We start from the raw sequence: 26,889 nt of genomic DNA, 5'->3' as shown, positions 1-26,889 counted from the left end.
CTGCCGTCCGGGTGCGGGTCGTAGACGGGGGAGAGCGGGCCCTGGTAATCGCCGGACCAGCTCCGGGCGGCGCGGGGGGAGGCAGGTGCCGATGCCGGCGCGCGCCGGGCGTGGGGCGGGGGGGGGGGGGGGGGGGGGCTTGGGGGGGGGGCGGGGGCGCGCCCCCCCCGGACCGGGGGAAAGATGCCGTGCTGCCCTCAGTGCCATGCGGGCGAGTCCGAGGAGGTTTCGGGAGGAAAAAGCCATGCCTGCATCTTAGGCTTCACAGCCTGTGCCGGAGTTCGGGACCGGCAGGGCAAACGTGGGAGACTGTTAACTTAGAAACGAATCCACTTTCGAACAATCCCTGCGCAAGGTCCAGGACAACCCGCCCTCCGGGCAGCACAACAGCTGCAGCGCGGGTGTAAACGGACAGCCGGCGCAAACAGTAAAGGAACCGCCACAGTGTCACCTCTGGCCCGCTTCTCACCGGTGCCTGCCGCGACGGATCCGGCGATCATCAGGAACTTCTGCATCATCGCCCACATCGACCATGGCAAGTCCACCCTGGCTGACCGCATGCTCCAGCTCACCGGCGTGGTCCAGCAGCGCGACATGAAGGCGCAGTACCTGGACCGCATGGACATCGAACGCGAACGCGGGATCACCATCAAGTCCCAGGCTGTGCGGATGCCGTGGGAACTGGATGACAAGTCCTACGCCCTGAACATGATCGACACCCCGGGCCATGTGGACTTCACCTACGAGGTATCACGGTCGCTGGCAGCCTGCGAGGGTGCAGTGCTCCTGGTCGACGCCGCCCAGGGCATCGAGGCCCAGACGCTGGCCAACCTCTACCTGGCGATGGAGAACGACCTCACCATCATCCCCGTCCTCAACAAGATCGACCTCCCGGCAGCGCAGCCGGAGAAGTACGCCGAGGAGCTGGCACACCTGATCGGCGGCGATCCGGCGGACGTGCTGAAGGTTTCCGGCAAGACCGGCGTCGGCGTTGAAGCCCTGCTGGACCAGATTGTCCGTGACATTCCTGCACCGGTCGGCGACCCCAACGCACCGGCACGCGCCATGATCTTCGACTCGGTCTACGACACCTACCGGGGCGTGGTCACGTACGTTCGCGTGGTCGACGGCAAGCTCTCGCCGCGCGAGCGCGTGCAGATGATGTCCACCCGTGCGAGCCACGAGCTCCTGGAAATCGGTGTCAGCTCGCCCGAACCCACCCCCTCCAAGGGCCTGGGCGTCGGCGAAGTCGGTTACCTCATTACCGGTGTGAAGGACGTGCGCCTGTCCAAGGTCGGCGACACTGTCACCAACCTCGCCAAACCGGCAGCCGAATCACTGCCCGGTTACGCCGATGCCAAACCCATGGTGTTCTCCGGGCTCTACCCGATCGACGGCGCGGATTACCCGGTGCTGCGCGATGCGCTGGAAAAACTGATGCTTAACGACGCCGCGCTCGTCTACGAACCCGAGACCTCGGCGGCGCTGGGCTTCGGTTTCCGGGTGGGCTTCCTGGGCCTGCTGCACCTGGAAATCACCCGTGAGCGGCTCGAGCGTGAGTACAACCTGGACCTGATCTCCACCGCACCGAACGTGGAATACGAGGTGACGCTCGAGGACAACAAGGTGGTCACCGTGACCAATCCGAGCGAGTACCCGGAAGGCAAGATCAAAGAGGTCCGCGAGCCGATGGTCTCCGCCACGATCCTTGCTCCGAGCGAATTTGTCGGCGCCATCATGGAGCTGTGCCAGACCCGCCGCGGAGTCCTGGGCGGCATGGATTACCTCTCCGAGGACCGGGTGGAAATCCGGTACCGCCTGCCGCTGGCCGAGATTGTTTTCGACTTCTTCGACGTCTTGAAGTCCAAGACCCGCGGTTACGCTTCGCTGGACTGGAAGGCCGACGGCGAACAGGTGGCCGACCTGGTCAAGGTGGACATCCTGCTCCAGGGCGAGCAGGTGGATGCTTTCAGCTCCATCACCCACAAGGACAAGGCCTACTCCTACGGTGTCATGATGACCGGAAAGCTCCGCGAGCTGATCCCGAGGCAGCAGTTCGAGGTGCCGATCCAGGCTGCCATTGGTTCCCGCATCATCGCCCGCGAATCCATCCGCGCTATCCGCAAGGACGTGCTTGCCAAGTGCTACGGCGGCGACATCAGCCGTAAGCGCAAGCTGCTGGAAAAGCAGAAGGAAGGCAAGAAGCGCATGAAGATGGTGGGCCGGGTCGAGGTTCCCCAGGAAGCCTTCGTCGCCGCGCTGTCCTCCGACGAGTCCAAGGACAAAACCAAGAAGTGACTCCCAGCGCACTGCCCCTCGGGGATCCCGCGCCAAAGGACGGTATCCTGCCGGCCCAGGCTGCCACGGAGGCAGCCGGGCGCCGGTTCGGCCTCTACGTCCATATCCCGTTCTGCGCCGTCCGCTGCGGCTACTGCGATTTCAACACCTACACGGCCACGGAACTTGGCGGGGGTGCCTCGCAGGTTGAGTACGCGGCGACGGCGCAGCAGGAAGTGCGTTTCGCCGCCGGCGCCCTGAGGGCTTCCGGCGTTCCGCACCGCCCGGTCGAAACGGTCTTCTTCGGCGGAGGAACACCGACGCTGCTGCCGGCCGAAGACCTCGCAGCCATCCTCGGCACCGCCGTCGAACAGTGGGGCCTGGCCCCGGGCGCCGAGGTGACCACCGAAGCCAACCCGGATTCAGTCACACCGGAATCACTGCAGCTGCTCGCTGACGCCGGCTTCACCCGCGTGTCCTTCGGCATGCAGTCGGCTGTTCCGCATGTGCTGGCGGTCCTGGACCGGACACACACGCCCTCGCGGGTGCCGCAGGCCGTGAAATGGGCGCGCGACGCCGGCCTCAAGGTGAGCGTGGACCTGATCTACGGCACACCGGGGGAGTCCCTGGCGGACTGGAAGTACTCCGTTGAGGAAGCGCTTGGCTACGAACCGGACCATATTTCCGCCTACGCCCTGATCATTGAAGACGGCACCAAGCTGGCGGCACGGATCCGGCGCGGCGAAGTTCCGCCCATCGACGACGACGACCACGCGGACAAATACCTGCTGGCCGATGAACTTTTCGGAGCAGCCGGACTCGGCTGGTACGAGGTCAGCAACTGGGCACGGACACCGTCGGATGAATGCCGGCACAACATGGCGTACTGGCGCAGCGATGACTGGTGGGGCGTCGGTCCCGGTGCGCACTCGCACGTCGGCGGCATCCGCTGGTGGAATGCCAAGCACCCCACTGCCTATGCAGGCCGGATCGCGGCGGGGGAATCCCCGGCAGTCGGCCGCGAAACCCTGGACGCAGACACCCGTTACCTCGAAGACGTCATGCTTCGAGCCCGGCTTGCCGAAGGAATTTCCCGTGACCGGCTGCGCCCGGAGGGCCGCCTTGCGGTGGCCGGACTCATTGCCGATGGTTTGGTTGATCCCCGGGCCGCCATGGCCGGAACCGTCCTGCTGACGCTGAAGGGACGCCTGCTGGCGGACGCCGTCGTGCGCCGCCTGCTGCCTTAGTGTAGCCCGCTCAACACAAGAGACCCGCCGTTCCCTGAAGGGATGGCGGGTCTCTTGGTATGGCGGGTCTCTTAGTGCAGCGTGTCTTTCGGCGGCGGCCGGAGGCGCTGAATGCGTCAGCGGATCCGGCGCAGGTTGAAGCGGTAGCGGTACGGCCGCCCGCGGTTGCATTCGATGCCGGCAATAACAGAAGCCACGGCGACGGCAATCCAGATCAGGGCATTAAAGACCGCGAAAAAGCCGCCCACAACGGGGATGAAGGACAGCAGCCAGGCGACCAGCGCCAGGATGGTGGGAGGCAGGGTGAAGTTCAGTGCCTCCTTGGATTCCTGTGCGGTGAACGGGCCGCGGTCGCGGAAGACCAGGTAAATGATGAGGGACGGCACAAAGCCCAGGATGCCGCCGAAATGGGACAGTGTTGCCCACTGGCGGTCTTCGGAAGCAGTCAGCGGAAGGGCGTTGGCGGGTGCACCCTGGTAGTCCGGGCGCGCTGGTGAACCGTGGTTTTCCGGTCGCTGCGGATGGTTCTGGCGTGTGTTGGACACAGTTGCATTCCTTTAACTCTCAGATGACGCAGGGTTCGCACCCACGGGTACCTGTTGTTCATCAAGGGTACTGGGTCCGGCGGCGTGTCCAGGCAAACACAGCCGCGGCGGGGCGCCGCAGCCGGGGGACGGCGCCGGCAAGGCCTGCCGGGCTAGGGCACGGTGAGGAAGTCGATGACCTCTTCGACCCGCCCCAGGAGGGTTGGTTCCAGGTCCGCGTAGGTCCGCACGGCACCCAGGAGTTTCTTCCAGCCCATGGCGACGTCGGTGTGGTCACGGTGCGGCCAGCCGAGTCCCTTCAGGATGCCGGTCTTCCAGTCTTCGGAACGCGGGACCACGGGCCAGGCCTGCAGTCCGATGACGTGGGGCTTGATCGCCTGCCAGACGTCCACGTAGGGGTGGCCAACGATCAGGACGTTCTCTGCTGCGCCGGGAACGGCCATCGCTGCGGCTGCGATCCTGGATTCCTTGGACCCCGGCACCAGGTGGTCCACCAGGATTCCCAGCCGCCGTCCGGGCCCGGGGGAGAAATCCCGAACCGCCGCAGCCAGGTCGTCCACGCCGTGGAGGGGTTCGACGACGATGCCTTCAACACGCAGATCATCGCCCCAGACCTTCTCCACCAGCTCGGCGTCGTGCTTTCCTTCCACCCAGATGCGGCTGGCCCGCGCGGTGCGGGCCCGCTGGTTCGCTACGGCGACCGAACCGGACGCGGTGCGCTGCACTGCCGGGGCGGAGGACCTTACTGCCGGAACCACCTCCACGGGTTCGCCTTCGAGGAGGAAGCCGAAGCCCAGTTCAAAGGATTTGGTGCGTCCCCGGGCGTCTTCAAGGACCATGAGGTGCAGGCCCCCGGACTTTTCCGTTCGCAGGACGGCGCCTACCCAGCCGGTTTGGACATCCTCCAGCACAAGGCCCTTCTCGGCGCCGACCTGCCGAAGTGCTTTCCGGACCGGGGCAGAGATATCCCTCGGTCCCCATTCAAAGTTCGGCACGGGGTTTCCTCGTTCCTGGACACGGGTCAAAGCGCCGGCGGTCTCGCAGGCACGGGAGATTCAATGCTAACAACGGCATCGGAACGTATTAGACTTAGCACTTGAGTATGCCGAGTGCTAATCGGCGTAAACGTGCCGCAGGAACTTCAACAAGGGAGGGAAAACCATGAGTGAACCACGCCGGCTCGAGGTGCTCCGGGCCATTGTTGAAGATTACGTCCATTCCCGCGAACCTGTCGGTTCCAAGGCCCTGGTGGAGCGGCACCGGCTCGGTGTCTCCTCCGCTACTATCCGCAACGACATGGCGGTCCTCGAAGAAGAGGGCCTGATTGTTGCCCCGCATACCTCTGCCGGACGTATCCCTACCGACAAGGGGTACCGGCTCTTCGTTGACCAGCTCTCGGACCTGAAGCCGCTGTCGAGTGCCGAACGCCGTGCCATCCAGAACCTTCTGGAGGGTGCCGAGGACATTGATGACGTCCTGGACCGGACGGTGCGCCTGCTGGCCCAGCTCACCAACCAGGTCGCCGTCGTCCAGTATCCGCATCTGGGCAATGCCAAGGTGCGGCATATCGAGTTCGTCCTGCTGGCACCGGCACAGGTGCTGGTTGTCCTGATTTCCACCACGGGCCGGGTTGAGCAGCGGGTCATCACCGTTCCGTCCCCGGTCACCGAGCCGGCCCTGCACGAACTCCGGCAGCACTTCCTGCAGGGACTGTCGGGAACCAACCTAACGCGCATCACCAGCCACCTCGCGGACTGCCTCGCGACGGTGCCGGTACAGCTGCGCGGCACCGCGGGGGCGCTCGGCCGCTGCCTGGAACAGCTTGCGGGCATCAACCGCGAGGACAAGATGGTCATGGCAGGAACGGCGAACCTGGCGCGTGCCACCGGAGACTTCCCGTTGACCATCGGACCGATCCTTGAAGCACTTGAAGAACAGGTGGTCATGCTTCGCCTGCTTTCAGAGATGGAGCAGGACGCCAGAGGTGTCTCCGTCCGCATCGGTTCGGAGAACCCCTACGGCTCCCTCTCCGAGGCCTCGGTGGTGGCCACTGGGTACGGCCCGGACGCGTCCGCTATGGTAGGAATCCTTGGTCCCACCCGAATGGACTACCCCAATACCATGGCTGCGGTCCGCGCCGTCGCCCGCTACCTTTCCCGGGTCCTGAACGAGTGACCCGGAGCGGCAGCCCCTCCGGGCGCCGTCGAAAAGACATAAACCGCCCCTTGACGGGGTACGCAACACAGGAAGCGATGTGCACGAGTGAGTGATCACTACCAGGTACTCGGCGTCAGCCGGGATGCCACCGGCGAGGAAATCAAAAAGGCGTACCGCAAGCTTGCCCGCAAGCTGCATCCCGACGTCAACACCGCACCCGGAGCCGCTGACGAGTTCAAGGCAGTGTCCCACGCCTACGAGGTCCTCTCCGACCCGCAGAAGCGGCGGGTCTATGACACCACCGGCCAGGAGAACGGCACCGACAACGGTTTCGGCGGCGGCTTCAGCGGCCAGGGATTCGGCTTCCAGGACATCTTCGACACGTTCTTCGGCGGAGGCGCCGGCGCCGGTGGCGGCCGGGGACCGGCTTCGCGTACCCGCCGCGGCCAGGACGCGCTCATCAACGTCCGCATCGACCTGAAGGACGCCGTTTTCGGCACCAACAAGAAGATCGACGTCGAGACCGCTGTCCTCTGCCCCACCTGCGAGGGCTCGTGCTGCCAGCCCGGTACCTCACCGCGCACCTGCGACATCTGCCACGGCACGGGGCAGGTCCAGCGCGCCGTCCGCTCCATCCTCGGCCAGGTCATGACCACCGCTCCCTGCGGTTCCTGCCAGGGGTTCGGCACCATCATTCCCGATCCGTGCCACGAGTGTGCCGGAGAGGGCCGGGTCCGCAGCCGCCGCACGCTGACGATCAAGGTCCCCGCCGGCGTCGCCACCGGCACCCGCATCCAGCTCAGCGGCCAGGGAGAGGCCGGCACTGCCGGCGGACCCCAGGGTGACCTCTACGTGGAAATCCGCGTCAACGCCGATCCGGTGTTCGTCCGGGAAGGCGACGACCTGCATGCAACGCTGACCGTCCCCATGACCGCGGCAGCCCTGGGCACGGTCATCACCATGGAAACGTTCGACGGAGCGCGGGAAATCAGCATCAAACCGGGCACCCAGTCCGGCGAAGTGACCACTCTCAAGGGCCTGGGCGTCACCCACCTGCGCGGTTACGGCCGCGGGGACCTGTTGGTCCACGTCCAGGTCGAGACGCCGCAGAAGCTCGACGCCGAGCAGGAAGAACTCCTCCGCCGGCTCGCTGAACTTCGCGGCGAACAGTTCGCCGAAGGCCGCGTCGGCGGCACCAGCAGCCCGGGGGTCTTCGCCAAGCTCCGAGACCGCCTCGGCAACCACTAGCCGCCGGCTGGCACTTCATGACCAACCCGATCTTTTTCGGCGACCCCGAACAGGTGGCAGCGGCGGCGCCGGGAGGCGTGTTCGCGCTGACCGGCCCGGAGGCCCGGCACGCTGTTTCGGTGAAGCGGCTGGCTCCGGGCGAGGACGTTGACATTGTCGACGGCGCCGGGATCCGGCTGCGCGGAACTGTCCGCTCCGCTGAGCCTGCCCTGCTGGAGATCGAGGTCAGCGAAGTCCAGTCCGAGCCCGCCCCGGTCCACGAATTCATCCTGGTCCAGGCCCTGGCCAAGGGGGACCGGGATGAGCAGGCCATTGAGGCAGCTACGGAGCTGGGGGTCGACGCCGTCATTCCCTGGCAGTCAGAGCGCAGCATTGTGCGGTGGCGCGCCGAGAAGGCAGCGAAGGGACAGGCGAAGTGGCAATCGGTCGTCACGTCCGCGGCCAAGCAGTCCCGACGTTCCCGGCTGCCCGTCGTCCTGGGCGTCGCTGATACCAAGACACTTCCGCAGCGGCTGGCAGGCATGGACCTTGTGCTCGTCCTTCACGAAGATGCGGACACCGGACTGGTTGACGCGGTGGGGTCACTGGAGATCCAGGGGCAGGACCGTGCAGCGGGGGACCGGATTTCGATTGCCGTCGTGGTGGGTCCCGAGGGCGGGATCTCTCCCGCGGAGCTGGAGTCCCTGCGTGCAGCCGGTGCCCTCACGGTGCGCCTTGGGCCGCACGTGCTGCGCTCGTCAAGCGCCGGCCCGGCAGCACTGGTGCTGCTGAACCACGTGCTGGGCCGCTGGTCCTAAAGCTCCCGAGTCAGCCCGGGCGTCCTCCGCGTCAGTAGACAGTAATACGCTTCGAATCTTCGTTGGCTCCATCGCCATGGAAGACCCGCAGGTTGTATTCGCCCGGTTCCAGTTTGATGGTCACACTGAATAGTGCCGTTTCACCGGTGGCGGCATCGAGTGCCACGCTGCCCGTGGTGGCGGCTGACGTATCCGGACGTCCCTTCACGATCGGCTCGGCGCTCCAGGAAAGTTTCTCCTCCCGGACTACGGCGGAACCGCTGACGGTCACGGAGGTTTCGACGCCGTCGCCTTCCTGGGGGTCGATGATCCAAATGGGTGCGGGCAGCTTCTTGTCGCGTTCGAGGGGTTTTGCCAGCAGCTCGTGGCCGAAGGCCTGGTAGCCTGCCTTGCCGTCCACCAGGACAACCACGCTGGTGTTGTGCCCCGCCGTCGTGAGTCCGGCGTTGGCCGCAGCGGCGGTAGCGGTGTACACCAGCTGCTGAACGGCCCGGTGGGCCATGCCGGCGTCGAGCGAGGCCTTGAAGGCGTCGGAGGTAATGTCCACCGTGATGACGTTCTTGGTCGAAATCGAGGCGGTCACCTCAGACGCCGGCTGCCAGGGCGTGAAGTAGTCGCTGTCGTGCGGAACCTGCGCCGTCATGGCCTGTACTGCTTCGCCAATCGGGTCGCCCGTGTTTTCAGACGGCAGGAACTCCCGGTACAGCTGGATGTCGGATTCGTTCTGGGCCAGCCAGTAGACCGGCATGACAACTTTCGAGGCCGTTGCCTCCGCGGGAGCCGAAACCGCCATGGGCAGCCCTTCAGACGCAGATGATTTGCTGAACGATTCGGGCATCGAGGTAGTAGGCAGCTCGGCGACGACGCCGCAGCCGGGCAGGAAGAACGGAACTGAGGCTGCGAGGAGGAGGATTCGGATGCGGGTCCGCCGTTGTCTTGCCATAGCTGTCCCTGCCTTCCGTTGCTCAGTGCCCGCAGTCCGGGGACCGGGCGGTGCATGTGGGGGAGCGTCCGGAGCGGGGATCCGGCCGCAGCACGACCCCAAGCTTGGCACAGCCCGCGGCCCGAAAACGGTGACTTAACTGTTCTGGGATGGGACTGAAACCTGATTGAGACCGAGCCGATGCAAAGCCGAGACAAACCGCGTAACCCGCGTCACGGACCCCTCCCGTACCTGTTGCGGCTAGACTCCTGCTTCCATGGCGGCACGGCGTGGCGCAGATCAAGTAAGATTAAATGAGCTGTGCGCGCGGAATTGCTCCGGGAGTTCACCGGGCCAAATATTCCGTTGTGCAGCTTTAGACCAAGATGACCTGATAAGGGGCGATGAGAGGCCGAGGGGCCGTATATATGACCGAATCTTCAGCAGGAATCGGCACCATCCACGAGGACCAGCAGACGATTGTCTTTGACTCCACGGAGCATATGGTCCAGTCTCTGGGCGCGAATGACGAGGCTTTGAAAGTCATCGAGTCCGCCTTCCCCGAGGTCAACCTCCACGTCCGGGGCAACGAACTCTCTGTCTCGGGCCCTGCGCAGGCCGTCGACCGGACTGTCCGCCTGGTGAATGAGGTCAGGGTCCTCGCGCGCCACCAGACCCGCGTCACGCCGCAGGTGCTGGAACAGCTCATCACCATGCTCAGGGACCAGACCGCTGAACGTCCCGCCGAGGTTCTGACGCAGAACATCCTTTCCACCCGCGGGCGGACGATCCGGCCCAAGACGCTGAACCAGAAGAACTACGTTGACGCGATCGACCGCAATACCGTGGTTTTCGGGATTGGTCCGGCGGGCACGGGCAAGACCTACCTGGCGATGGCAAAGGCCGTACAGGCGCTGCAGCAAAAGGAGGTCAACCGGATCATCCTCACGCGCCCGGCCGTCGAAGCGGGGGAGCGGCTTGGCTTTCTCCCGGGGACCCTGAACGACAAGATCGACCCCTACCTGCGGCCCCTCTATGACGCCCTGCACGACATGATGGATCCCGAGTCCATCCCCCGCCTCATGGCCGCCGGCACCATTGAAGTGGCGCCGCTGGCCTACATGCGCGGCCGCACCCTCAACGACGCCTTCATCATCCTGGATGAAGCTCAGAACACGACGCCGGAACAGATGAAGATGTTCCTGACCCGCCTGGGCTTCGGCTCCAAGATGGTTGTCACTGGTGACGTCACCCAGGTGGACCTTCCGGGCAGCACCGTCTCCGGGCTGAGGATCGTCCATGAAATCCTGGACGGGATCGACGACGTGCAGTTCTCGCAGCTGACCGCCACGGACGTGGTCCGGCACCGCCTGGTCAGCGACATCGTCACGGCCTACGGTGAATGGGACGAGGAACGCCGTTCCCGCACAGCTTCCCGCAGCGCGGGCCAGGAGAAGAAGCAATGAGCATTGAAGTAAACAACGAGTCTGCCCTGGAAGCGGACGAGGAAGCACTCGCGGCGCTGGGCCGCTACCTGCTGGATGCCTTGTATGTGCATCCCGAGGCCGAGCTGTCCATCATCCTGGTGGACGAAGACGCCATCGAGAAGCTGCACATCGAATGGATGGACCTGCCCGGTCCCACCGATGTCCTCTCTTTCCCCATGGATGAGCTGCGCCCCGGTTCCCCCGGACGGCCGACTCCCGCAGGCGTGCTGGGCGACATCGTCCTCTGCCCGCAGGTCGCCGCCCGCCAGGCGGAGACAGCCGGCCACAGCACTGACGATGAGCTTGCGCTGCTGACCACGCACGGTGTCCTGCACCTGCTGGGGTACGACCACGCTGAACCCGAAGAGGAAGCCGAAATGTTCGGCCTCCAGCGGCAGCTCCTTTCCGGCTACCTGGGCAAGGACGCCCCCAAGGAGACACGCAGTTGAGCGTAGGCGTGCTGCTGGTGATGGCCATAGGCTTTACGGTCCTGGCCGGACTCCTCACCGCCGCCGAAGCCGCCTACGGCTACCTTCCCCGGCACGAAGCCGAGACCCTCCTGACCGGCAGGGCGGGGAAGCCGCTGCAGCGTATCCTCAAGGCGCCGGTAGCCCACATGCACGCCCTGCGGTTCTGGCGCGTTTGGTTTGAAATGGCGACGGCGGTGTCGGTCGCCATGGCCTTCCAGCTGATGGTGAACAATCTCTGGCTCGCAGGTCTCCTGGCAACCGTGACCATGGCCGGCGTCGGGTTCGTGCTGGTAGGTGTTTCTCCCCGCCAGATCGGCCGCAGGCACGTTACCGGCGTCGTGGTGCTGACTGCAGGGCTGGTCAGCGTGCTGCGCATCATTCTGGGACCCATACCGGGCTGGCTGGTGAAGATCGGTTCCGCAGTGGCTCCGGGCACTCAGGGACCGGACGCTGCCTTTTTCACGGAAGAGGAGTTCCGGGAACTGCTGGACCGCGCCTCCGAGGCCGACATGATCGAGAACAATGAGGCGGAACTGATCCACTCTGTCTTCGAACTCGGCGACACCAAGGTCCGGTCCGTGATGGTGCCCCGCACCGACATGGTCTGCATTGACTCCGGTTCCACCCTCCGGCAGGCGATGTCGCTGTTCCTGCGGTCCGGCTACTCCCGGGTGCCGGTCATCGAGGACAGTGCAGACCAGATCATCGGGATCCTCTACCTGAAGGATGTGGCGGCCCAGCTGCACGGCCGCGCGCCCGAGGCCTCCTCCCAGCCGGTCGACGGACTTTGCCGCTCCGTACGGTACGTGCCCGAATCCAAGGCAGTGGGTGAGCTGCTCCAGGAACTCCAGCGCGAATCCACCCATGTGGCGATCGTCATCGACGAGTATGGCGGAACGGCGGGGCTGGTGACGCTTGAGGACCTGATTGAAGAGATCGTCGGCGAAATCGTGGACGAATACGACTCCGAACGCCCCGAAATCGAAAACCTGGGCGGGGGCAAGTTCCGGATCAGTTCCAAGGCAGGCATCGACGACCTCGGTGAGCTCTTTGAAACCGACCTGGAAGACGATGAGGTCGACACCGTAGGCGGGCTCTTGGCGAAGGCGCTCGGCCGCGTGCCGATCGTCGGCAGCGAAGTAGTCGTCGAAGGAATCGTCCTTCACGCCGAGCGCCTGGAAGGCCGCAGGAACCGGGTTTCCCACATCCTCGCCTGGAAGCAGCCGGACGGGCAGCAGCCCGAGAACTCGACGCCGGAGAAGCATCCGGCCGGAACGAAATCAACAGAACTGGTACCCCGAAATGACTGAGCCAACTTTCCGCGCCGGATTCGTCTCCCTGGTAGGACGGCCCAACGCCGGCAAATCCACCCTGACCAACGCCCTGGTGGGGCAAAAGGTGGCGATCACCTCGGCCAAGCCGCAGACGACCCGCCACACCATCCGGGGAATCGTGCACCGCGAGGATTCACAGCTGATCCTGGTGGACACCCCCGGGCTCCACCGGCCGCGCACGCTGCTGGGCCAGCGGCTCAACGACCTCGTGGCTGACACGCTCGCTGAAGTTGATGCGATTGGCTTCTGCCTTCCCGCCAACGAAGCAGTAGGCCCCGGCGACCGCTACATCGCCAACCAGCTGGCAGTGCTCAAGGGAAAGCCCGTCATCGCCCTGGTTACTAAGACGGACCTCGTTGACCGTGCAGCCCTGGCCAAACAGCTCATGTCCGTCACGGCCCTGGGCAACGAAGTCCTCGGCGAGGCAGGCTGGGCCGATGTGGTGCCGGTTTCCGCAGCTGACGGCTTCCAGGTAGACACGGTGGCAGACGTGCTGGCCTCCCACATGCCCGCCTCGCCTCCGTTGTACCCCGACGGCGAACTCACTGACGAGCCCGAGGCCGTCATGGTGGCGGAACTGGTCCGCGAAGCGGCCCTTGAAGGGGTCCGGGATGAACTTCCCCACTCGCTGGCAGTCGTCGTTGAGGAAATCGTTCCGCGTGAGGGCCGCAGCGAGGAAAACCCCCTTCTCGACGTGCGCGTGAATCTCTACGTTGAACGGTCTTCGCAGAAAGCGATTATCATTGGGCGGGGCGGAGCACGCCTGCGCGAGGTTGGAACGAACGCCCGCCGCGGCATCGAAGCACTGCTGGGAACCAGGGTTTACCTGGATCTGCACGTCAAGATCGCCAAGGACTGGCAGCGTGATCCCAAGCAGCTGGTCAAGTTGGGCTTCTAGCAGCACCACGCCAGCTTCTTCACAGGAGCGCCCCGTACACTTTTTTCATCCATTTTCGCTTGCCCGAATTCAACTGATCCGTGGGAGGGACCGGCCATGACAGCACGCCGTGCCGCAACAGGTCCTCATCCCTCCGCGCCCTCGGGAAACCGCAGCAGGCGGCAGGCCGTTCCCGGCAGCCGCCACCTCGGCAGCCGCACCGCCAGGGGCGGCCACCCTGTCCTGGCCACCCTCGCGGTGCTGCTTTCCCTCACTCTGGTGTCCGGCCTGGCGTTCGCGGGTATCCAGCTCATGCGGCTGCAGAGCAATTTCGACACCAAGCCGCTGAACATCGGACAGGACCAGGATCAGTTCCCGGCGGACACCAACAAGGATGCCCTGCAGATCCTTGTCCTCGGAACTGACAACCGTGAGGGTCAGGACTCCAACAACTCGGACGTCATGATGCTGGTGAACATGGCTGCGGACCGTTCCCATGTCACCGTCGTCAGCTTCCCCCGTGATCTGCTGGTGCCGCTCCCGGCGTGCACGGATCCGGAGTCCGGGATGCAGTACCAGGAAATGGCCCTGGGGCAGCTCAACGGCGCCCTCGGCAACGGCGGCCCCGGCTGCACGGTCGCCGCGATCAACGAACTCACCGGCCTGAACGTCGATCACTTCATGATGGCGGACTTCGATGCCGTGAAGGAACTCTCCAACACCCTCGGCGGGGTCGAGGTGTGCGTCAACCAGCCCGTGGACGACCCGCTGTCCGGCCTGAACATCCCGGCCGGCGTGTCCAGCATCCAGGGCGATCAAGCCCTCGCCTTCCTCCGGACACGCCACGGCTTCGGCGACGGCGGCGATGAGGGCCGCATTAAGGCACAGCAGAGCTTCCTGGCCTCCATGGTCCGGAAGGTGCAGGGTGAAGGCACGCTGAACAACCTTCCCCGGCTCTACTCGATCGCCGAGACGGTGACGAAGAACCTCACCGTCGACGAGGGACTGACCGATATTTCAACCCTGATTGCCCTGGCCGGCCGCCTCAAGGACGTCGACCTCGGCAATGTAGCCTTCGTGACCGCGCCGGTGGTTCCCTACGAGCTGGACCCCAACCGCCTGGTACTCGACGAGGCGGCGGCAGAGCCGCTCTTTGAGAGGCTCGTCTCGGACCAGTCGGTCACCGGCGGGGAAGAGCCTGAGGCTCCCGCTTCAGAAACGGCGGCTCCAGGCACCCCCACGGCCGAGCAGTCCCCGGAAACACCAGCCATTGACCCGGCAACCATTCCGGTGACCTTCCTGGACGGCATCAGCGGCGAGCCCACGGGCCGCGACGCTGAGCTCGCTCGTTTCCTGCTGAGCGAGGGATTCACCCAGGCTGTGGCCGGCGGGCTCGCCCAGGCCACGACGCCCGGAACCCAGATCTTCTACGCCTACGGCTACGAGGAAATGGCCAGCCAGGTGGCCGCAGAGCTGAACATTCCCGCTTCCCAGGTGGCCCTCAGCTCGGTGGTGAGCGGCGTCGTCGTGCAGGTGGGTGCGGACTTCACTGACGGTACCTCCATGGAGGAGACCGGCGACCTTGGCGGACTCACGGGACAGACGGCGGCGCAGGTTACGTGCCAGAGCGCCTTCGGTTACTGAGCTTTCAGTAGGCCCGGCGCCTCCGTGTTAGTCTGGGCACGTGCGCGCAGAGATCCTCCTTCTTAGCTGCCGCGGCGAGGCCACACAAACAACTGTTTAGGCCGAACCCTCGCTGCGGAGTTTGTGTTGCCCGGCCACCATTTCTGAAGCTCTCCAAAGAAAAGGCCACCCCAGACATTATGCGAAACGCACAGCAGCCCTCCGGTATGCCGATCCACAAGTACGTTCCTTTCCAGGACCAGATTGTCGTGGATCTTCCGGACCGCACCTGGCCGAACAAGGCCATCACCAAGGCTCCGCGCTGGTGCGCAGTTGATCTCCGCGACGGCAACCAGGCGCTGATCGACCCCATGACGCCCGAGCGCAAGCACAAGATGTTCGACCTGCTGGTGAACATGGGCTACAAGGAAATCGAGGTCGGTTTCCCGTCCGCGTCCCAGCTCGACTTTGACTTCGTGCGCCAGCTGATCGAAGGCGACCGGATCCCCGATGACGTCACCATCCAGGTCCTGACCCAGTCCCGCGAACACCTCATCGAGCGGACCTACGAGGCGCTCGAAGGTGCCGACCGGGCCATTGTCCATCTCTATAACTCGACCTCCGTGCTGCAGCGCAAGGTCGTCTTCAATACCGACCAGGACGGCATTGTTGACATCGCGCTCAGCGGTGCACGGCTCTGCAAGAAGTACGAAGAGCAGCTGCGCGGCATCGACGTTACGTACGAGTACTCGCCTGAGTCCTACACCGGGACTGAACTGGACTTCGCGCTGCGGATTTCGAACGCCGTCGCCGAAGTGCTGGAAGCGTCCCCCGACCGGCAGATGATCCTCAATCTCCCCGCGACGGTGGAGATGGCGACGCCGAACGTTTACGCGGATTCCATCGAGTGGATGCACCGCAACCTCGCCAACCGCGAATCCATCATCCTTTCCCTTCACCCGCACAATGACCGTGGCACCGGAGTAGCCGCGGCAGAACTGGGCTACCTGGCAGGCGCCGACCGGATCGAAGGCTGCCTCTTCGGGAACGGCGAACGCACCGGCAACGTCGACCTGATCACCCTGGGCATGAATATGTTCAGCCAGGGAATCGACCCGCAGATTGATTTCTCCAACATGGATGAGATCCGGCGCACAGTTGAGTACTGCAACCAGCTGCCCGTTCCGGAACGCTCGCCCTACGGTGGAGACCTGGTCTTCACTGCCTTCTCCGGCTCCCACCAGGACGCCATCAAGAAGGGCTTTGAGTCCATGGAGAAGGAAGCCGCAGCGGCCGGCAAGTCTGTTGACGAGCTGCAGTGGGGCGTCCCCTACCTGCCCATCGACCCCAAGGATATTGGCCGCAGCTACGAGGCCGTGATCCGCGTAAACTCCCAGTCCGGCAAGGGCGGCGTGGCCTACCTGCTCAAGAACGAGCACAACCTGGACCTGCCGCGCCGGGCGCAGATCGAGTTCTCCGGTGTCATCCAGCGCCGCACCGACACAGTCGGCGGCGAAGTCACCGGTGCCGAGCTCTGGCGTGTGTTCCAGGATGAGTACCTGCCCACCACCCCTGATTCCGACGGCGAGGCCTGGGGCCACTACGCACTCACCTCCGTCACTGCCGATACCGCTGAGAACGGTTCGTTCCTGCTCACCGCCAGCCTTCGCGCCGGCGGCGGTGTGCCCCAGCGCCGGGTTGCCTCGGGTACTGGTCCGATCGATGCGCTCCTGCAAATCCTCAGCCAGGACGGCGTGGACGTGCGCCTGCTCGACTACAGTGAGCACGCCCTGTCTGCCAGCGGCAACGCCATGGCTGCGGCCTATGTTGAGCTGGCCGTCGGTGAGCGCGTGCTGTGGGGTGTCGGCATCGATTCCAACACCACGCTTTCTGCCCTGAAGGCAGTCATCTCTGCGGTCAACCGGGCGATCCGCGACAGCGCAGGCTCCTAGCTCCATTCCCCGGACACCGCACGTAAAGGGCGCGCCCGGGCGCAGCTGCAGCCGGGCGCGCCTGTGCGTGGGAAAATAGGGAAGTGGCCACCAAATCGTTCGCTTCGCGGACCTACCGGGACGAAGCCGTCGTACTGCGCACCCACAAACTGGGTGAAGCGGACCGGATCGTGATCCTGCTGACCCGTAACCACGGCCAGGTCCGGGCCGTCGCCAAGGGTGTCCGCCGGACCTCGAGCAAGTTTGGCGCGCGGCTTGAGCCCTTCATGGTGGTGGACCTGCAGCTGTCCCACGGGCGGAGCTTGGACATCGTGACCCAGGCCCAGACCAAGGGTGCCTACGGTGCCGGAATCGCAGCCGACTACGCGCGTTACACGGCAGCGGCCGCCATCGCCGAGACCGCGGAGCGGCTCACGGACGTCGACGGCGAATCAGCCAACGCCCACTATCACCTGGTGATCGGCGCGATGGCAGCACTGGGCAGGGGAGCGCACGCCCCGGAGCTCATTCTGGACTCCTACCTGCTGCGGGCTTTGTCCACTGCCGGCTGGGCACCGAGTTTCACGGACTGTTCCCGCTGCGGGGCAGCGGGTCCGCATACAGCGTTCTCGGCGCCGCTGGGCGGAGCAGTCTGCCCGGCCTGCCGGCCGCCCGGCTCGGCCTCGCCGTCGGCCGAAACCATGGCGCTGTTGTCTGCGCTGCTCACCGGAGACTGGGAGTCGGCGGATGCAGCAGGACCACAACCAAGGCGTGAATCGGCCGGGCTGGTAGCGAGCTACCTGCAGTGGCACCTGGAACGCGTCGTGAAATCCCTTCAACATGTGGAGCGTGTATAGCTTTGAGGTCTTCCCGCAAGAGTCCGGCCGCTGCGCCCTGGCCGCATCCCTCCGGTGCGGTTCCCCCGCAGCTTCCGCGGGAGCTCGTCCCTGCCCACGTAGCAATCGTCATGGACGGCAACGGGCGCTGGGCGAACCAGCGCGGACTGCCGCGCACTGAAGGCCACCGGGCCGGTGAAGCTGCACTGCTGGACGTGATGGCCGGTGCCGTCGAAATTGGCATTAAACACGTTTCGGTCTATGCGTTCTCGACGGAAAACTGGAAACGTTCCCCCGAAGAGGTCCGCTTCCTGATGAACTTCAGCCGGGACGTACTGCGCCGCCAGCGCGACCAGCTGGACGAGTGGGGAGTGCGCATCCGCTGGTCGGGGAGGCGTCCGCGGTTGTGGCAGAGCGTTATCCGGGAGCTGGAAACCGCCGAAGAACAGACAAAAGCCAACTCCACCTGCACGCTGAACATGTGCGTCAACTACGGCGGGCGCGCGGAGATTACCGACGCCGTCAGCGCGATTGCCCAGGACGTGAAGGACGGCAGGCTCCGGCCCGGCAGCATCTCAGAGAAGACGATCCAGCGCTACCTGGATGAACCGGACCTGCCCGACGTCGACCTCTTCCTGCGCACCTCGGGAGAGCAGCGTCTCTCCAACTTCATGCTGTGGCAGTCGGCCTACGCGGAGATGGTCTTCATGGACACCCTCTGGCCCGACGTCGACCGGCGCACCTTGTGGGAAGCCGTGGAGATCTACGCCCGGCGCGACCGCCGGTACGGGGGAGCGGTGGACCAGGCCGCTGCGGGCAGTTAGGCCCCCTGCGGCAACAGGTAGGCCGCAGCCCATTGGTCCAACGCGGCGTAGACCTGCTGCCGGACCGGCTTCGCGGACAGCAGCACGTCATGGAGGGCGCCGTCGAAGCGGAGAACCGTCACCGCCGGCCCCAGCAGGAGGCCCCGCTGCACCATGAGATTTACGTCAAGCACACTGTCGGACGTCATCATCGACGGGTTCCAGGTGGTGCCGATGGTGGAGCGCGCCGAAGCCATGAGCAGGATCGGAACATTGATGTCCAGGCCCCGGGCAACCTGTGCATGTCCCGCGAGGACCGCGGAGACCCAGCCCGCGCGAATGGGCCAGCTGCCCGGCGGCTTCCACTGGGGATGCAGGTCCCACTCACCGTCAGCGTCGGCGCTGAGGCTTCGCCAGTAGTAGTCGAGCTCGGGGATCTTCAGGCGCGCCTTCGGCCGTGTCCGGGCCAGCGGCTCCAGGAGTCCCGCAGCGGCATTGCGTGCCAGTGAGCTTCCGCGCAGTTCCAGCCAGGGACTGTTCAGCATCAGGGCTTCGAGCCGGCCCGGGTTCCGGTTCGCCCACAGCGAGGCCACCAGGCCGCCGGTGGAATGTGCCATGAGGGAAATCCGGACAGGTGTGTCAGCTCCGCGCGCCGCACGGACATCCAACGTGACGGCCGCCAGCGCTGCCTCGATATCGGCGTCGTAGTCGGTAAGGTCCGTGACGAAGCCCTCGGACTGGCCCGGCCGCAGGCTTCGTCCATACTTGCGCAGGTCCAGGGCGTAGAACGCGACGCCGCGCTCCGCCCAGAACGCGGCGAGTTCGGTTTGGAAAAAATAGTCCGCCCATCCGTGGATGTAAACCACAGCGTGGACTGCCTCCGGCTCCACGGGAACGCGGAAGCGGGAAACGGCTTCGCGGACGCGGCCCAGGAACGACGGAGGAGGGGGCGGCGCGGGAGTGTAGGAAACCAAGGTGGCCTGGAGCGGACCTTCCTCGTCGGCACCGAGGTCCAAGGTCAAGTAACGGTATCCGTCGCCGAGAGTGTCCGGCTGCCAGTTTTGCCCCATGTATCGAGAATACGCGAACATCGTGCCTTATCCGGGCCGGGATTTGGCAGCGGACCCGTGGGGTGGAAGCATTAAAGTATGCGCGTCTACCCCACGTTCTTCCGGATCGTGTTTTCCGGAATGGATCCCGAAAAAGCCCACAAGATCGGTTACGAAGCGATCCGTGCGGTCGCCTGCACACCGGCGGCACCGCTGATGCGTGCAGTCATGCGGCCAGCCCCGGAACTCGCCACCGAAGCGCTGGGACTCACCTTCCCGTCGCCGTTTGGCCTGGCCGCCGGCTTCGACAAGGAAGCGTCGGCCGTTGTCGCACTGACCAACCTCGGGTTCGGCCACGTGGAGGTTGGAACCGTCACCGCCCAGGCCCAGCCGGGCAACGCCAAGCCCCGGCTCTTCCGCCTGGTCGAGGACCGTGCAGTCATCAACCGCATGGGCTTCAACAACGACGGCGCCGCTGCCGTGGCCCCGCGGGTCAGGAAGGCCGTCGACGGCTTGTACCGCCGCTGGGGCCGGAACCGGCCGATCGTGGGAGTGAACATCGGCAAGACGAAGAAGGTCGGCCTCGCCGACGCCGTCGAAGATTACCTGGCCAGCACCCGGCTGCTTGCCGCCGATGCCGACTACCTGGTGGTCAACGTCAGTTCGCCCAACACGCCAGGACTGCGTCAGCTCCAGGACATCGATTCGCTGCGGCCGCTGCTGCAGGCCGTCGGTGAAACGGCGGACGAAACTGCGGGCCGCCATGTTCCGCTGCTCGTGAAGATCGCACCGGATCTCACCGATGAAGACATCGACGACGTCGCCCGCCTGGCACTCGACCTGAAACTGGACGGCGTGGTCGCCACCAACACCACGGTGCAGCGTTCAGGGCTGGTGACTGACCCGGAGACCGTGATTGCCGCGGGGGTCGGCGGACTGAGCGGCGCACCGCTGAAGGAGCGTTCCCTCGAAGTGCTGCGCCGGCTGCGTGCTGCCCTCGGCGAGGGGCCGGTGATCATCTCCGTCGGAGGTGTCGAGACCGGGGACGACGTCCAGCAGCGCCTTGACGCCGGAGCGAACCTGGTCCAGGGCTATACGGCCTTCCTCTACGAGGGTCCGTTCTGGGCTGCTCGAATCAACCGCCGGCTGCAGAAACTACAGCGCCGCCGGTAGGGCACCTTCCCTGCCGGGGATCTTAAAGACTGAAAAGGGAGGGACCCGAGGGTCCCTCCCTTTTCAGTCTTTAAGTCAGCCGAGAACTAGGAAACCTTGTCTCCACGGCGGACCTGGGGCTTGGGCAGGCGGAACCGCCGCAGCTGGAGCGCGCGGGAAATGCCGTACCAGACGTCGCCCTGGTTCGGGGCGCCGAACTTGTCGGTGAGCTTGCGGCGGAGAACCATGCGGATCCGGAAGCTGTCGATGATCACCAGGACGATCAGCGCCCAGAAGGCCATGAGGATGAAGCTCTGCACGGTGAGGTTCCGGATGAAGCTTGCCACCACGAATACGGCGGCGGCGATCATGACGAATTCGCCGACATTCCAGCGGGCGTCAATGACGTCGCGGACAAAGCGGCGGTTCGGCCCCTTGTCCCGCAGGGGAAGGTAGCGCTCGTCACCGGTATCGAGTGCTGCGCGGGTTTTCAGACGCTCTTCGCGCATAGCGGCACGGTTGGCTTCACGGGCAGCCTTGCGGTCGTTGGGAACCAGAGGGCGCCGGCGGGCGGCTTCCTGGTCCTTCCGCCGGGGCGTCGGTGCCCCTTTGCCTGCCTGGGCAGCCTTGCGCGCCTCTTCCGCTTGGGCCGAGGATGCGTGGTCCACAGTTTCCTGCGCGGTGGGCGCTTCTTTCTTTCGTCCGAACACTCATCAAGGATACCCGAAGCCCGGCTCTGCTGTTCGCGTGCGGCAGGTTGTGAAGCGTGCCGCCTTGCAGGCTCCGGGGGACGGGCGCCAGCACCGCACGCTGCAGGTCTGCCGGCCGCAGTTGTAGGGTTTGGGCTATGACAACGACTTCCGAAACTGCCGGCAGCCTGCCGGAAGAAGCCGCCCTGCGCGCCAGCGTGTCGGCGGGTTTCCCCCGAACCCTGCAAGACCTCAAGGACCTGGTGGCCATTCCCGGCATCGCCTGGGATTCCTTCGACGTCGCCAACCTGGACCGTTCAGCCGAGGCAGTGGCTGCCCTGCTCCGCGGCGCAGGCCTGGACGAAGTGCAGATCCTGCGCGTGGACAACGACGGCAAGCCTGGCGGCCCCGCCGTCGTCGCCCGCAGGCCGGCGAAGGAGGGCATGCCGACGGTGCTCCTGTACGCCCACCATGACGTCCAGCCGCCCGGAGATGCGCAGCTTTGGGAAACCGAGCCGTTCACGGCGACCGAACGCAACGGCCGGTTGTATGGGCGGGGGGCGGCGGATGACAAGGCCGGCATCATGGTCCATATCGGCGCGCTGCGCGCCTTGGATGAGGTGCTCGGTGCAGACTCCGGCGTCGGGATCACGTTCTTCATTGAAGGGGAGGAAGAAGCGGGTTCTCCGACGTTCCGCACTTTCCTTGAGACCCACAGGGAGCTGCTGAAGGCGGACGTGATCGTGGTTGCAGATTCCGGAAACTGGAAGGTGGGGACGCCGGCGCTGACCACCAGCCTGCGCGGCCTGGTGGACGGCACCTTCGAAGTGCGGGTCCTGGCACACGCCGTGCACTCGGGGATGTTCGGCGGCCCGGTGCTGGATGCCCCGACGCTGCTCGCACGGCTGATCAGCACCTTCCATGACAGCCAGGGCAACCTTGCGATCGAAGGCCTGGTCGGGTTCGACGAGGCGCAGGTGGACTACCCGGAGCAGGACTTCCGCGAAGACTCCTCTGTGCTCGATTCCGTGCAGCTTGCCGGCAGCGGGTCCATCGCGTCCCGGCTGTGGACCAAGCCTGCCCTGTCAATCATCGGTATTGACGTGCCGTCCGTTGCCATGTCTTCGAACACGATCCAGCCCGCGGCCCGCGCCAAGTTCAGCCTCCGGCTCGCACCGGGACAGGATCCCGCAGCTGCCGAGGAGGCTGTTGCCCGCCATCTGGACGCCAACCGCCCCTTCGGTGCCGAGGTTGTCTTCACGCCGGGGGAGCGGGGCAACGCCTTCGCAACAGACACGTCCGCACCTGCCGCGCAGACTGCGCTCTGGGCCCTCGAAAAGGCCTGGGGAACAGCTCCCGTCGAAATGGGAGTCGGCGGTTCCATACCGTTCATTGCCGACCTCGTGGAGGTCTTTCCGTCCGCCCAGATCCTGGTCACGGGCGTAGAAGACCCCGACTCGCGGGCACACTCCGCGAACGAGTCCCTGGACCTCGGCGACTTCGAAAAGGCAATCCTCGCCGAAGCCCTTGTCCTGGCACGTCTGGGAATGCCCGGAACCCCCTAGCCTGTTACCTAAGCAGGGGTGCGCCGACGTACCATTGAGTGAACTGGCACCTCTTCAGGCAGCCGCAGTGCGGCCGGAGGGGTAGCCCGGATGGAAAGAGAGAAGCAATGAGCACTTCCACGAGTGAGAACGCCGCCGGCCTGGCCGGAACCGAAGCCGCCGAAGAACTGCCCACCCACGACGTGATGCTGTCGGATGTAGCTGCCGGTAAGGTCCGCTCCCTCCTCGAGCAGGAGGGACGCACGGACCTCAGACTGCGCGTCGCCGTCCAGCCCGGAGGCTGCTCGGGCCTGATCTACCAGCTCTACTTCGATGAGCGCGTGCTGGAGGGGGACGCAGTACGCGACTTCGACGGCGTCGAGGTCATCGTCGACAAGATGAGCGTTCCGTATCTCGCGGGAGCTTCCATCGACTTCGAAGACACGATTTCCAAGCAGGGTTTCACCATCGACAATCCAAATGCCGGCGGCTCCTGTGCCTGTGGAGACTCATTCCACTAGGTTGAAAGGCACGGCTTCCGGGCCGTAACAGAGCGCTTTTTGACCGGCACGCGGTGCGGTCTGTCACTGGACAGCACCGCGTGCAGGGTAAGCTCTACACGTAGTAGTAAAACTATCGTGCGCAGCTGGGGGATTTTTCTGTCCGCTGTGCCGCACTTGCACGTAACAAGAGGAAGGGCCGTCTGTGAGTTCGCAGGACCGAACCAGCAGCCGACGCGCCAGGATCTTAAAGATCTCAGCCGTAACGTCGGCCGGCGCGTTGTTTTTATCGGGTTGTTCGTCAGATGTCCAAAAGGGCTGGTTGCCCACGGAACGCGACACGACCAATCACACCGGCCGCATCATGGACCTCTGGGTCAATTCATGGATCGCAGCGCTGGCAGTGGGCATCCTCACCTGGGGTCTGATCCTCTGGTGCATCATCGCTTACCGCCGGCGCAAGAATGAGACCGGCTACCCGCGCCAGCTCAGCTACAACCTGCCGCTGGAAATCTTCTACACGGCTATTCCGCTGTTCATGGTTCTGGTGCTCTTCTTCTTCACCGACCGCGATATCCGCGCCCTTGACGCCCGTGTAGATGATCCCGATGTCATTGTCGACGTCCGGGGCAAGCAGTGGGCGTGGGACTTCAACTATGTCAAGGAAGACAAGTACTACAGCGGTGTCCAGGTGAACCTGGACGGCGAGGAAAAGTCCCAGGACGAGTTCCCGACCCTGTACCTTCCGGTCAACAAGTCTGTTGAACTGCAGTTGAACGCCCGCGACGTCATCCACTCGTTCTGGGTGCCTGCGTTCCTGCAGAAGCGGGACATGATCCCCGGCCGCACCAACTACATCACCCTCACCCCGCAGCAGGAAGGCACCTTCGAAGGTAAGTGCGCTGAACTCTGCGGCGAGTACCACTCCGAAATGCTCTTCAACGTGAAGGTCGTCTCCGAGGCCGAGTACGAGGCCTACGTTGCAACGCTCAACGATGGCCAGCTGGGCGCGGAATACGACCGCAACACCAACCTGAATCCGACGAAGTAAGGAGGTAGGAGGAAAGCTATGACTACCCTGGAATACACTTCGGAGGAATCAGGCACACGGGTCGCCCCGCGCGTCGTGCCCGTCTCCAAGGGACGCATCGTCGTCAATTGGATCACCTCCACTGACCACAAGACCATCGGGTACATGTACCTGATTGCGTCATTCATTTTCTTCTGCCTTGGCGGCGTGATGGCCCTGGTCATCCGGGCCGAGCTGTTTGAACCCGGTATGCAGATCCTGCAGACCAAGGAACAGTACAACCAGCTGTTCACCATGCACGGCACTGTGATGCTCCTGATGTTCGCCACGCCGCTCTTCTCGGGCTTCGCGAACGTGATCATGCCCCTCCAGATCGGTGCGCCCGACGTCGCCTTCCCGCGGCTGAACGCACTGGCCTTCTGGTTCTTCCTGTTCGGCAGCATCATTGCCGTCTCCGGCTTCATCACCCCGCAGGGCGCCGCGTCCTTTGGCTGGTTCGCTTATGCGCCGTTGTCGAACACAACGTTCTCGCCAGGTGTCGGCGGTGACCTCTGGGTCTTCGGCCTTGCACTCTCGGGCTTCGGCACCATTCTCGGCGCCGTGAACTTCATTACGACGATCATCTGCATGCGTGCCCCGGGCATGACCATGTGGCGCATGCCGATCTTCACCTGGAACACGCTGGTTACCGGCATCCTGGTCCTGATGGCCTTCCCGCCGCTGGCAGCAGCTCTCTTTGCGCTCGGTGCAGACCGCCGCTTCGGTGCCCACATCTTCGATCCGGAGAACGGCGGTGCCGTCCTCTGGCAGCACCTGTTCTGGTTCTTCGGCCATCCCGAGGTGTACATCATCGCCCTGCCGTTCTTCGGTATCGTCTCGGAGATCTTCCCGGTCTTCAGCCGCAAGCCGATCTTCGGCTACAAGGGCCTGGTCTACGCAACGATCGCCATTGCTGCCCTGTCCGTCACCGTGTGGGCACACCACATGTACGTGACCGGCGCTGTCATGCTGCCGTTCTTCGCCTTCATGACCATGCTGATCGCAGTTCCAACCGGTGTGAAGTTCTTCAACTGGATCGGCACCATGTGGCGCGGATCGATCACCTTTGAAACCCCGATGCTCTGGAGCATCGGCTTCCTGATCACCTTCCTCTTCGGCGGCCTGACCGGCATCATCCTGTCCGCCCCGCCGCTGGACTTCCACGTCTCGGACACCTACTTCGTGGTTGCGCACTTCCACTACGTGGTCTTCGGAACCGTCGTGTTCGCAATGTTCGCCGGATTCTACTTCTGGTGGCCCAAGTGGACCGGCAAGATGCTCAACGAGCGCCTCGGCAAAATCCACTTCTGGCTGCTGTTCCTGGGCTTCCACGGCACGTTCATGATCCAGCACTGGCTGGGCGTCATCGGCATGCCCCGCCGTTACGCGGACTACCTGGTGGAAGACAACTTCACCGTGATGAACCAGTTCTCCACGATCGCCTCCTTCGTCCTGGGTGCTTCACTGATCCCGTTCTTCTGGAACGTGTACGTGACCTGGCGCCATGGCAAGAAGGTCGAAGTTGATGACCCCTGGGGCTTCGGTGCCTCGCTCGAGTGGGCTACGTCCTGCCCGCCGCCGCGCCACAACTTCACCTCGCTGCCGCGCATCCGCTCGGAGCGTCCGGCTCTGGACCTGCACCACCCCGAACTCCAGCAGACCGTGACCAACGAGTCTGCACCGGGCAAGGTGTACGGTTCCGCTGACCGCAAGGAGGCCGCCAAGTGAAAATCGAGTCCAATCTCTTCCTGCTGATGGCGCCGTTCTTCGCAGTGGTTGGCGTTGTCTACGGCTACCTTGTGGACTGGATGGAACCGGTAGGATTCCTGGCCCTCTTCCTGACGGCCGGCATGTCCCTCATGATCGGCTACTACCTGGCCTTCACCGCACGCCGGATTGGCATGCGCCCGGAGGACCGTCTCGACGCGGAAATCCATGAAGGATCCGGCGAACAGGGCTTCTTCAGCCCCTGGAGCTGGTGGCCCCTGGTGTTGGCAACTGCCTGCGCCGGAGGTTTCCTCGGCCTGGCAGTGGGCTGGTGGGTGCTGTACATCAGTGCCGGCCTCGCCGTCGTCGCCCTCATTGGCTGGGTCTTCGAATACAGCCGCGGTAACCACGCGCACTAGGCTAACCGCCTGAACGCAAGCATAAGGAAGGACCCGCAGGGAACTGCGGGTCCTTCCTTTTGTGCGTTGCCGCCCCTTCTGCCGTGGAAGCGGTCACCCCCGCCGGCAGGCGTAACTGGCCCCGGGGGAGGCGCGGAGGCCGGTATCCTAGAGATACTGCCGCACTCCTTTTGAAGGGTTCCATTCGTATGCCCGTTACCTCCGCC

24 protein-coding genes are annotated in these 26,889 nt (G+C 64.6%); 19 read left to right on the top strand and 5 right to left on the bottom strand.

Annotated features, from left to right (window positions below):
• Positions 1–444: 444 nt before the first annotated feature.
• Together lepA and hemW are read left to right on the top strand one after the other, a co-directional pair.
• Positions 445–2,298: a translation elongation factor 4 gene (gene lepA / locus TVB01_RS09200; RefSeq protein ID WP_422455594.1), complete on the top strand. Its 1,854-nt coding sequence runs from the start codon at positions 445–447 to the stop codon at positions 2,296–2,298.
• Positions 2,295–3,524, top strand: coding sequence for a radical SAM family heme chaperone HemW (hemW, locus tag TVB01_RS09195; protein ID WP_422455593.1), 1,230 nt, complete (start codon positions 2,295–2,297; stop codon positions 3,522–3,524). The genes lepA and hemW overlap by 4 nt, the downstream gene beginning before the upstream one ends.
• A gap of 116 nt (positions 3,525–3,640) precedes the next feature.
• On the opposite strand, the gene TVB01_RS09190 is transcribed toward hemW, so the two are convergent.
• On the bottom strand, positions 3,641–4,069 hold the full coding sequence (locus TVB01_RS09190) for a DUF4870 domain-containing protein (protein WP_227895775.1): 429 nt from the start codon (positions 4,067–4,069) through the stop codon (positions 3,641–3,643).
• A gap of 152 nt (positions 4,070–4,221) precedes the next feature.
• On the bottom strand, positions 4,222–5,064 hold the full coding sequence (locus tag TVB01_RS09185; RefSeq protein WP_422455592.1) for a DUF3097 domain-containing protein: 843 nt from the start codon (positions 5,062–5,064) through the stop codon (positions 4,222–4,224).
• 166 nt (positions 5,065–5,230) lie between these two features.
• Here TVB01_RS09185 and hrcA point away from each other — a divergent pair, with 166 nt between their 5' ends.
• The 3 genes from hrcA (at position 5,231) to TVB01_RS09170 (ending at position 8,271) form a co-directional block, all read left to right on the top strand.
• Entirely contained in the window at positions 5,231–6,244 is a 1,014-nt protein-coding gene (gene hrcA, locus TVB01_RS09180; protein WP_422455591.1) for a heat-inducible transcriptional repressor HrcA, read from the top strand.
• A gap of 87 nt (positions 6,245–6,331) precedes the next feature.
• Complete coding sequence (dnaJ, locus tag TVB01_RS09175; RefSeq protein ID WP_422455590.1) at positions 6,332–7,474, top strand: molecular chaperone DnaJ; 1,143 nt, start codon at positions 6,332–6,334, stop codon at positions 7,472–7,474.
• Positions 7,475–7,491: 17 nt separating this feature from the next.
• A complete protein-coding gene (locus TVB01_RS09170) occupies positions 7,492–8,271 on the top strand; it encodes a 16S rRNA (uracil(1498)-N(3))-methyltransferase (RefSeq protein ID WP_422455589.1) in 780 nt (259 codons plus the stop codon).
• A gap of 31 nt (positions 8,272–8,302) precedes the next feature.
• Here the strand turns inward: TVB01_RS09170 and TVB01_RS09165 are convergent, their stop codons facing one another.
• The gene (locus TVB01_RS09165) at positions 8,303–9,214 is read right to left on the bottom strand and encodes a GerMN domain-containing protein (protein ID WP_422455588.1); all 912 of its coding nucleotides are present in this window, start codon (positions 9,212–9,214) and stop codon (positions 8,303–8,305) included.
• 407 nt (positions 9,215–9,621) lie between these two features.
• Between TVB01_RS09165 and TVB01_RS09160 the strand changes: the two genes are divergently transcribed.
• From TVB01_RS09160 to TVB01_RS09125, 8 genes are all read left to right on the top strand, one after another.
• The gene (locus TVB01_RS09160; protein WP_422455587.1) at positions 9,622–10,659 is read left to right on the top strand and encodes a PhoH family protein; all 1,038 of its coding nucleotides are present in this window, start codon (positions 9,622–9,624) and stop codon (positions 10,657–10,659) included.
• Entirely contained in the window at positions 10,656–11,129 is a 474-nt protein-coding gene (ybeY, locus tag TVB01_RS09155) for an rRNA maturation RNase YbeY (protein WP_422455586.1), read from the top strand. The genes TVB01_RS09160 and ybeY overlap by 4 nt, the downstream gene beginning before the upstream one ends.
• Before the next feature lie 20 nt (positions 11,130–11,149).
• Positions 11,150–12,460, top strand: a complete 1,311-nt coding sequence (locus TVB01_RS09150; protein ID WP_422455607.1) for a hemolysin family protein — start codon at positions 11,150–11,152, stop codon at positions 12,458–12,460.
• Positions 12,453–13,382 carry a GTPase Era gene (gene era / locus TVB01_RS09145; protein WP_422455585.1) on the top strand — a complete coding sequence of 310 codons (930 nt, stop codon included), beginning with the start codon at positions 12,453–12,455 and terminating at the stop codon, positions 13,380–13,382. The genes TVB01_RS09150 and era overlap by 8 nt, the downstream gene beginning before the upstream one ends.
• A gap of 96 nt (positions 13,383–13,478) precedes the next feature.
• A complete protein-coding gene (locus TVB01_RS09140; protein ID WP_422455584.1) occupies positions 13,479–15,005 on the top strand; it encodes an LCP family protein in 1,527 nt (508 codons plus the stop codon).
• Between the two features lie 179 nt (positions 15,006–15,184).
• Positions 15,185–16,936: a 2-isopropylmalate synthase gene (leuA, locus tag TVB01_RS09135; RefSeq protein WP_422455583.1), complete on the top strand. Its 1,752-nt coding sequence runs from the start codon at positions 15,185–15,187 to the stop codon at positions 16,934–16,936.
• Between the two features lie 83 nt (positions 16,937–17,019).
• Positions 17,020–17,772, top strand: coding sequence for a DNA repair protein RecO (gene recO, locus TVB01_RS09130; protein WP_422455582.1), 753 nt, complete (start codon positions 17,020–17,022; stop codon positions 17,770–17,772).
• A gap of 2 nt (positions 17,773–17,774) precedes the next feature.
• The gene (locus TVB01_RS09125; protein WP_422455581.1) at positions 17,775–18,575 is read left to right on the top strand and encodes an isoprenyl transferase; all 801 of its coding nucleotides are present in this window, start codon (positions 17,775–17,777) and stop codon (positions 18,573–18,575) included.
• Here TVB01_RS09125 and TVB01_RS09120 read toward each other — a convergent pair.
• Entirely contained in the window at positions 18,572–19,624 is a 1,053-nt protein-coding gene (locus TVB01_RS09120; RefSeq protein ID WP_422455580.1) for an alpha/beta hydrolase, read from the bottom strand. The genes TVB01_RS09125 and TVB01_RS09120 overlap by 4 nt on opposite strands.
• 78 nt (positions 19,625–19,702) lie before the next feature.
• Between TVB01_RS09120 and TVB01_RS09115 the strand changes: the two genes are divergently transcribed.
• On the top strand, positions 19,703–20,776 hold the full coding sequence (locus tag TVB01_RS09115; protein WP_422455579.1) for a quinone-dependent dihydroorotate dehydrogenase: 1,074 nt from the start codon (positions 19,703–19,705) through the stop codon (positions 20,774–20,776).
• Between the two features lie 86 nt (positions 20,777–20,862).
• Here the strand turns inward: TVB01_RS09115 and TVB01_RS09110 are convergent, their stop codons facing one another.
• On the bottom strand, positions 20,863–21,465 hold the full coding sequence (locus TVB01_RS09110) for a DUF3043 domain-containing protein (RefSeq protein WP_422455578.1): 603 nt from the start codon (positions 21,463–21,465) through the stop codon (positions 20,863–20,865).
• A gap of 137 nt (positions 21,466–21,602) precedes the next feature.
• Between TVB01_RS09110 and TVB01_RS09105 the strand changes: the two genes are divergently transcribed.
• The 5 genes from TVB01_RS09105 (at position 21,603) to TVB01_RS09085 (ending at position 26,683) form a co-directional block, all read left to right on the top strand.
• Positions 21,603–23,009 carry a dipeptidase gene (locus tag TVB01_RS09105; RefSeq protein WP_422455577.1) on the top strand — a complete coding sequence of 469 codons (1,407 nt, stop codon included), beginning with the start codon at positions 21,603–21,605 and terminating at the stop codon, positions 23,007–23,009.
• 107 nt (positions 23,010–23,116) lie between these two features.
• Positions 23,117–23,509, top strand: a complete 393-nt coding sequence (locus tag TVB01_RS09100) for a HesB/IscA family protein (protein WP_422455576.1) — start codon at positions 23,117–23,119, stop codon at positions 23,507–23,509.
• 184 nt (positions 23,510–23,693) lie between these two features.
• Positions 23,694–24,539, top strand: a complete 846-nt coding sequence (gene coxB, locus TVB01_RS09095; protein ID WP_227895794.1) for a cytochrome c oxidase subunit II — start codon at positions 23,694–23,696, stop codon at positions 24,537–24,539.
• Positions 24,540–24,557: 18 nt separating this feature from the next.
• On the top strand, positions 24,558–26,285 hold the full coding sequence (gene ctaD / locus TVB01_RS09090; RefSeq protein ID WP_422455575.1) for a cytochrome c oxidase subunit I: 1,728 nt from the start codon (positions 24,558–24,560) through the stop codon (positions 26,283–26,285).
• Complete coding sequence (locus TVB01_RS09085; protein WP_422455574.1) at positions 26,282–26,683, top strand: cytochrome c oxidase subunit 4; 402 nt, start codon at positions 26,282–26,284, stop codon at positions 26,681–26,683. Before ctaD ends, TVB01_RS09085 begins: the two co-directional genes overlap by 4 nt.
• Positions 26,684–26,889 lie beyond the last annotated feature (206 nt).

Origin of the sequence: Arthrobacter sp. 7Tela_A1 (assembly GCF_049311065.1) — a bacterium.
In the GTDB taxonomy this organism is placed as follows: Bacteria; Actinomycetota; Actinomycetes; order Actinomycetales; family Micrococcaceae; genus Arthrobacter_B.
The sequence above is the reverse complement of the archived record's forward strand: the minus strand, read 5'-3'. Positions and strand labels throughout refer to the sequence as shown.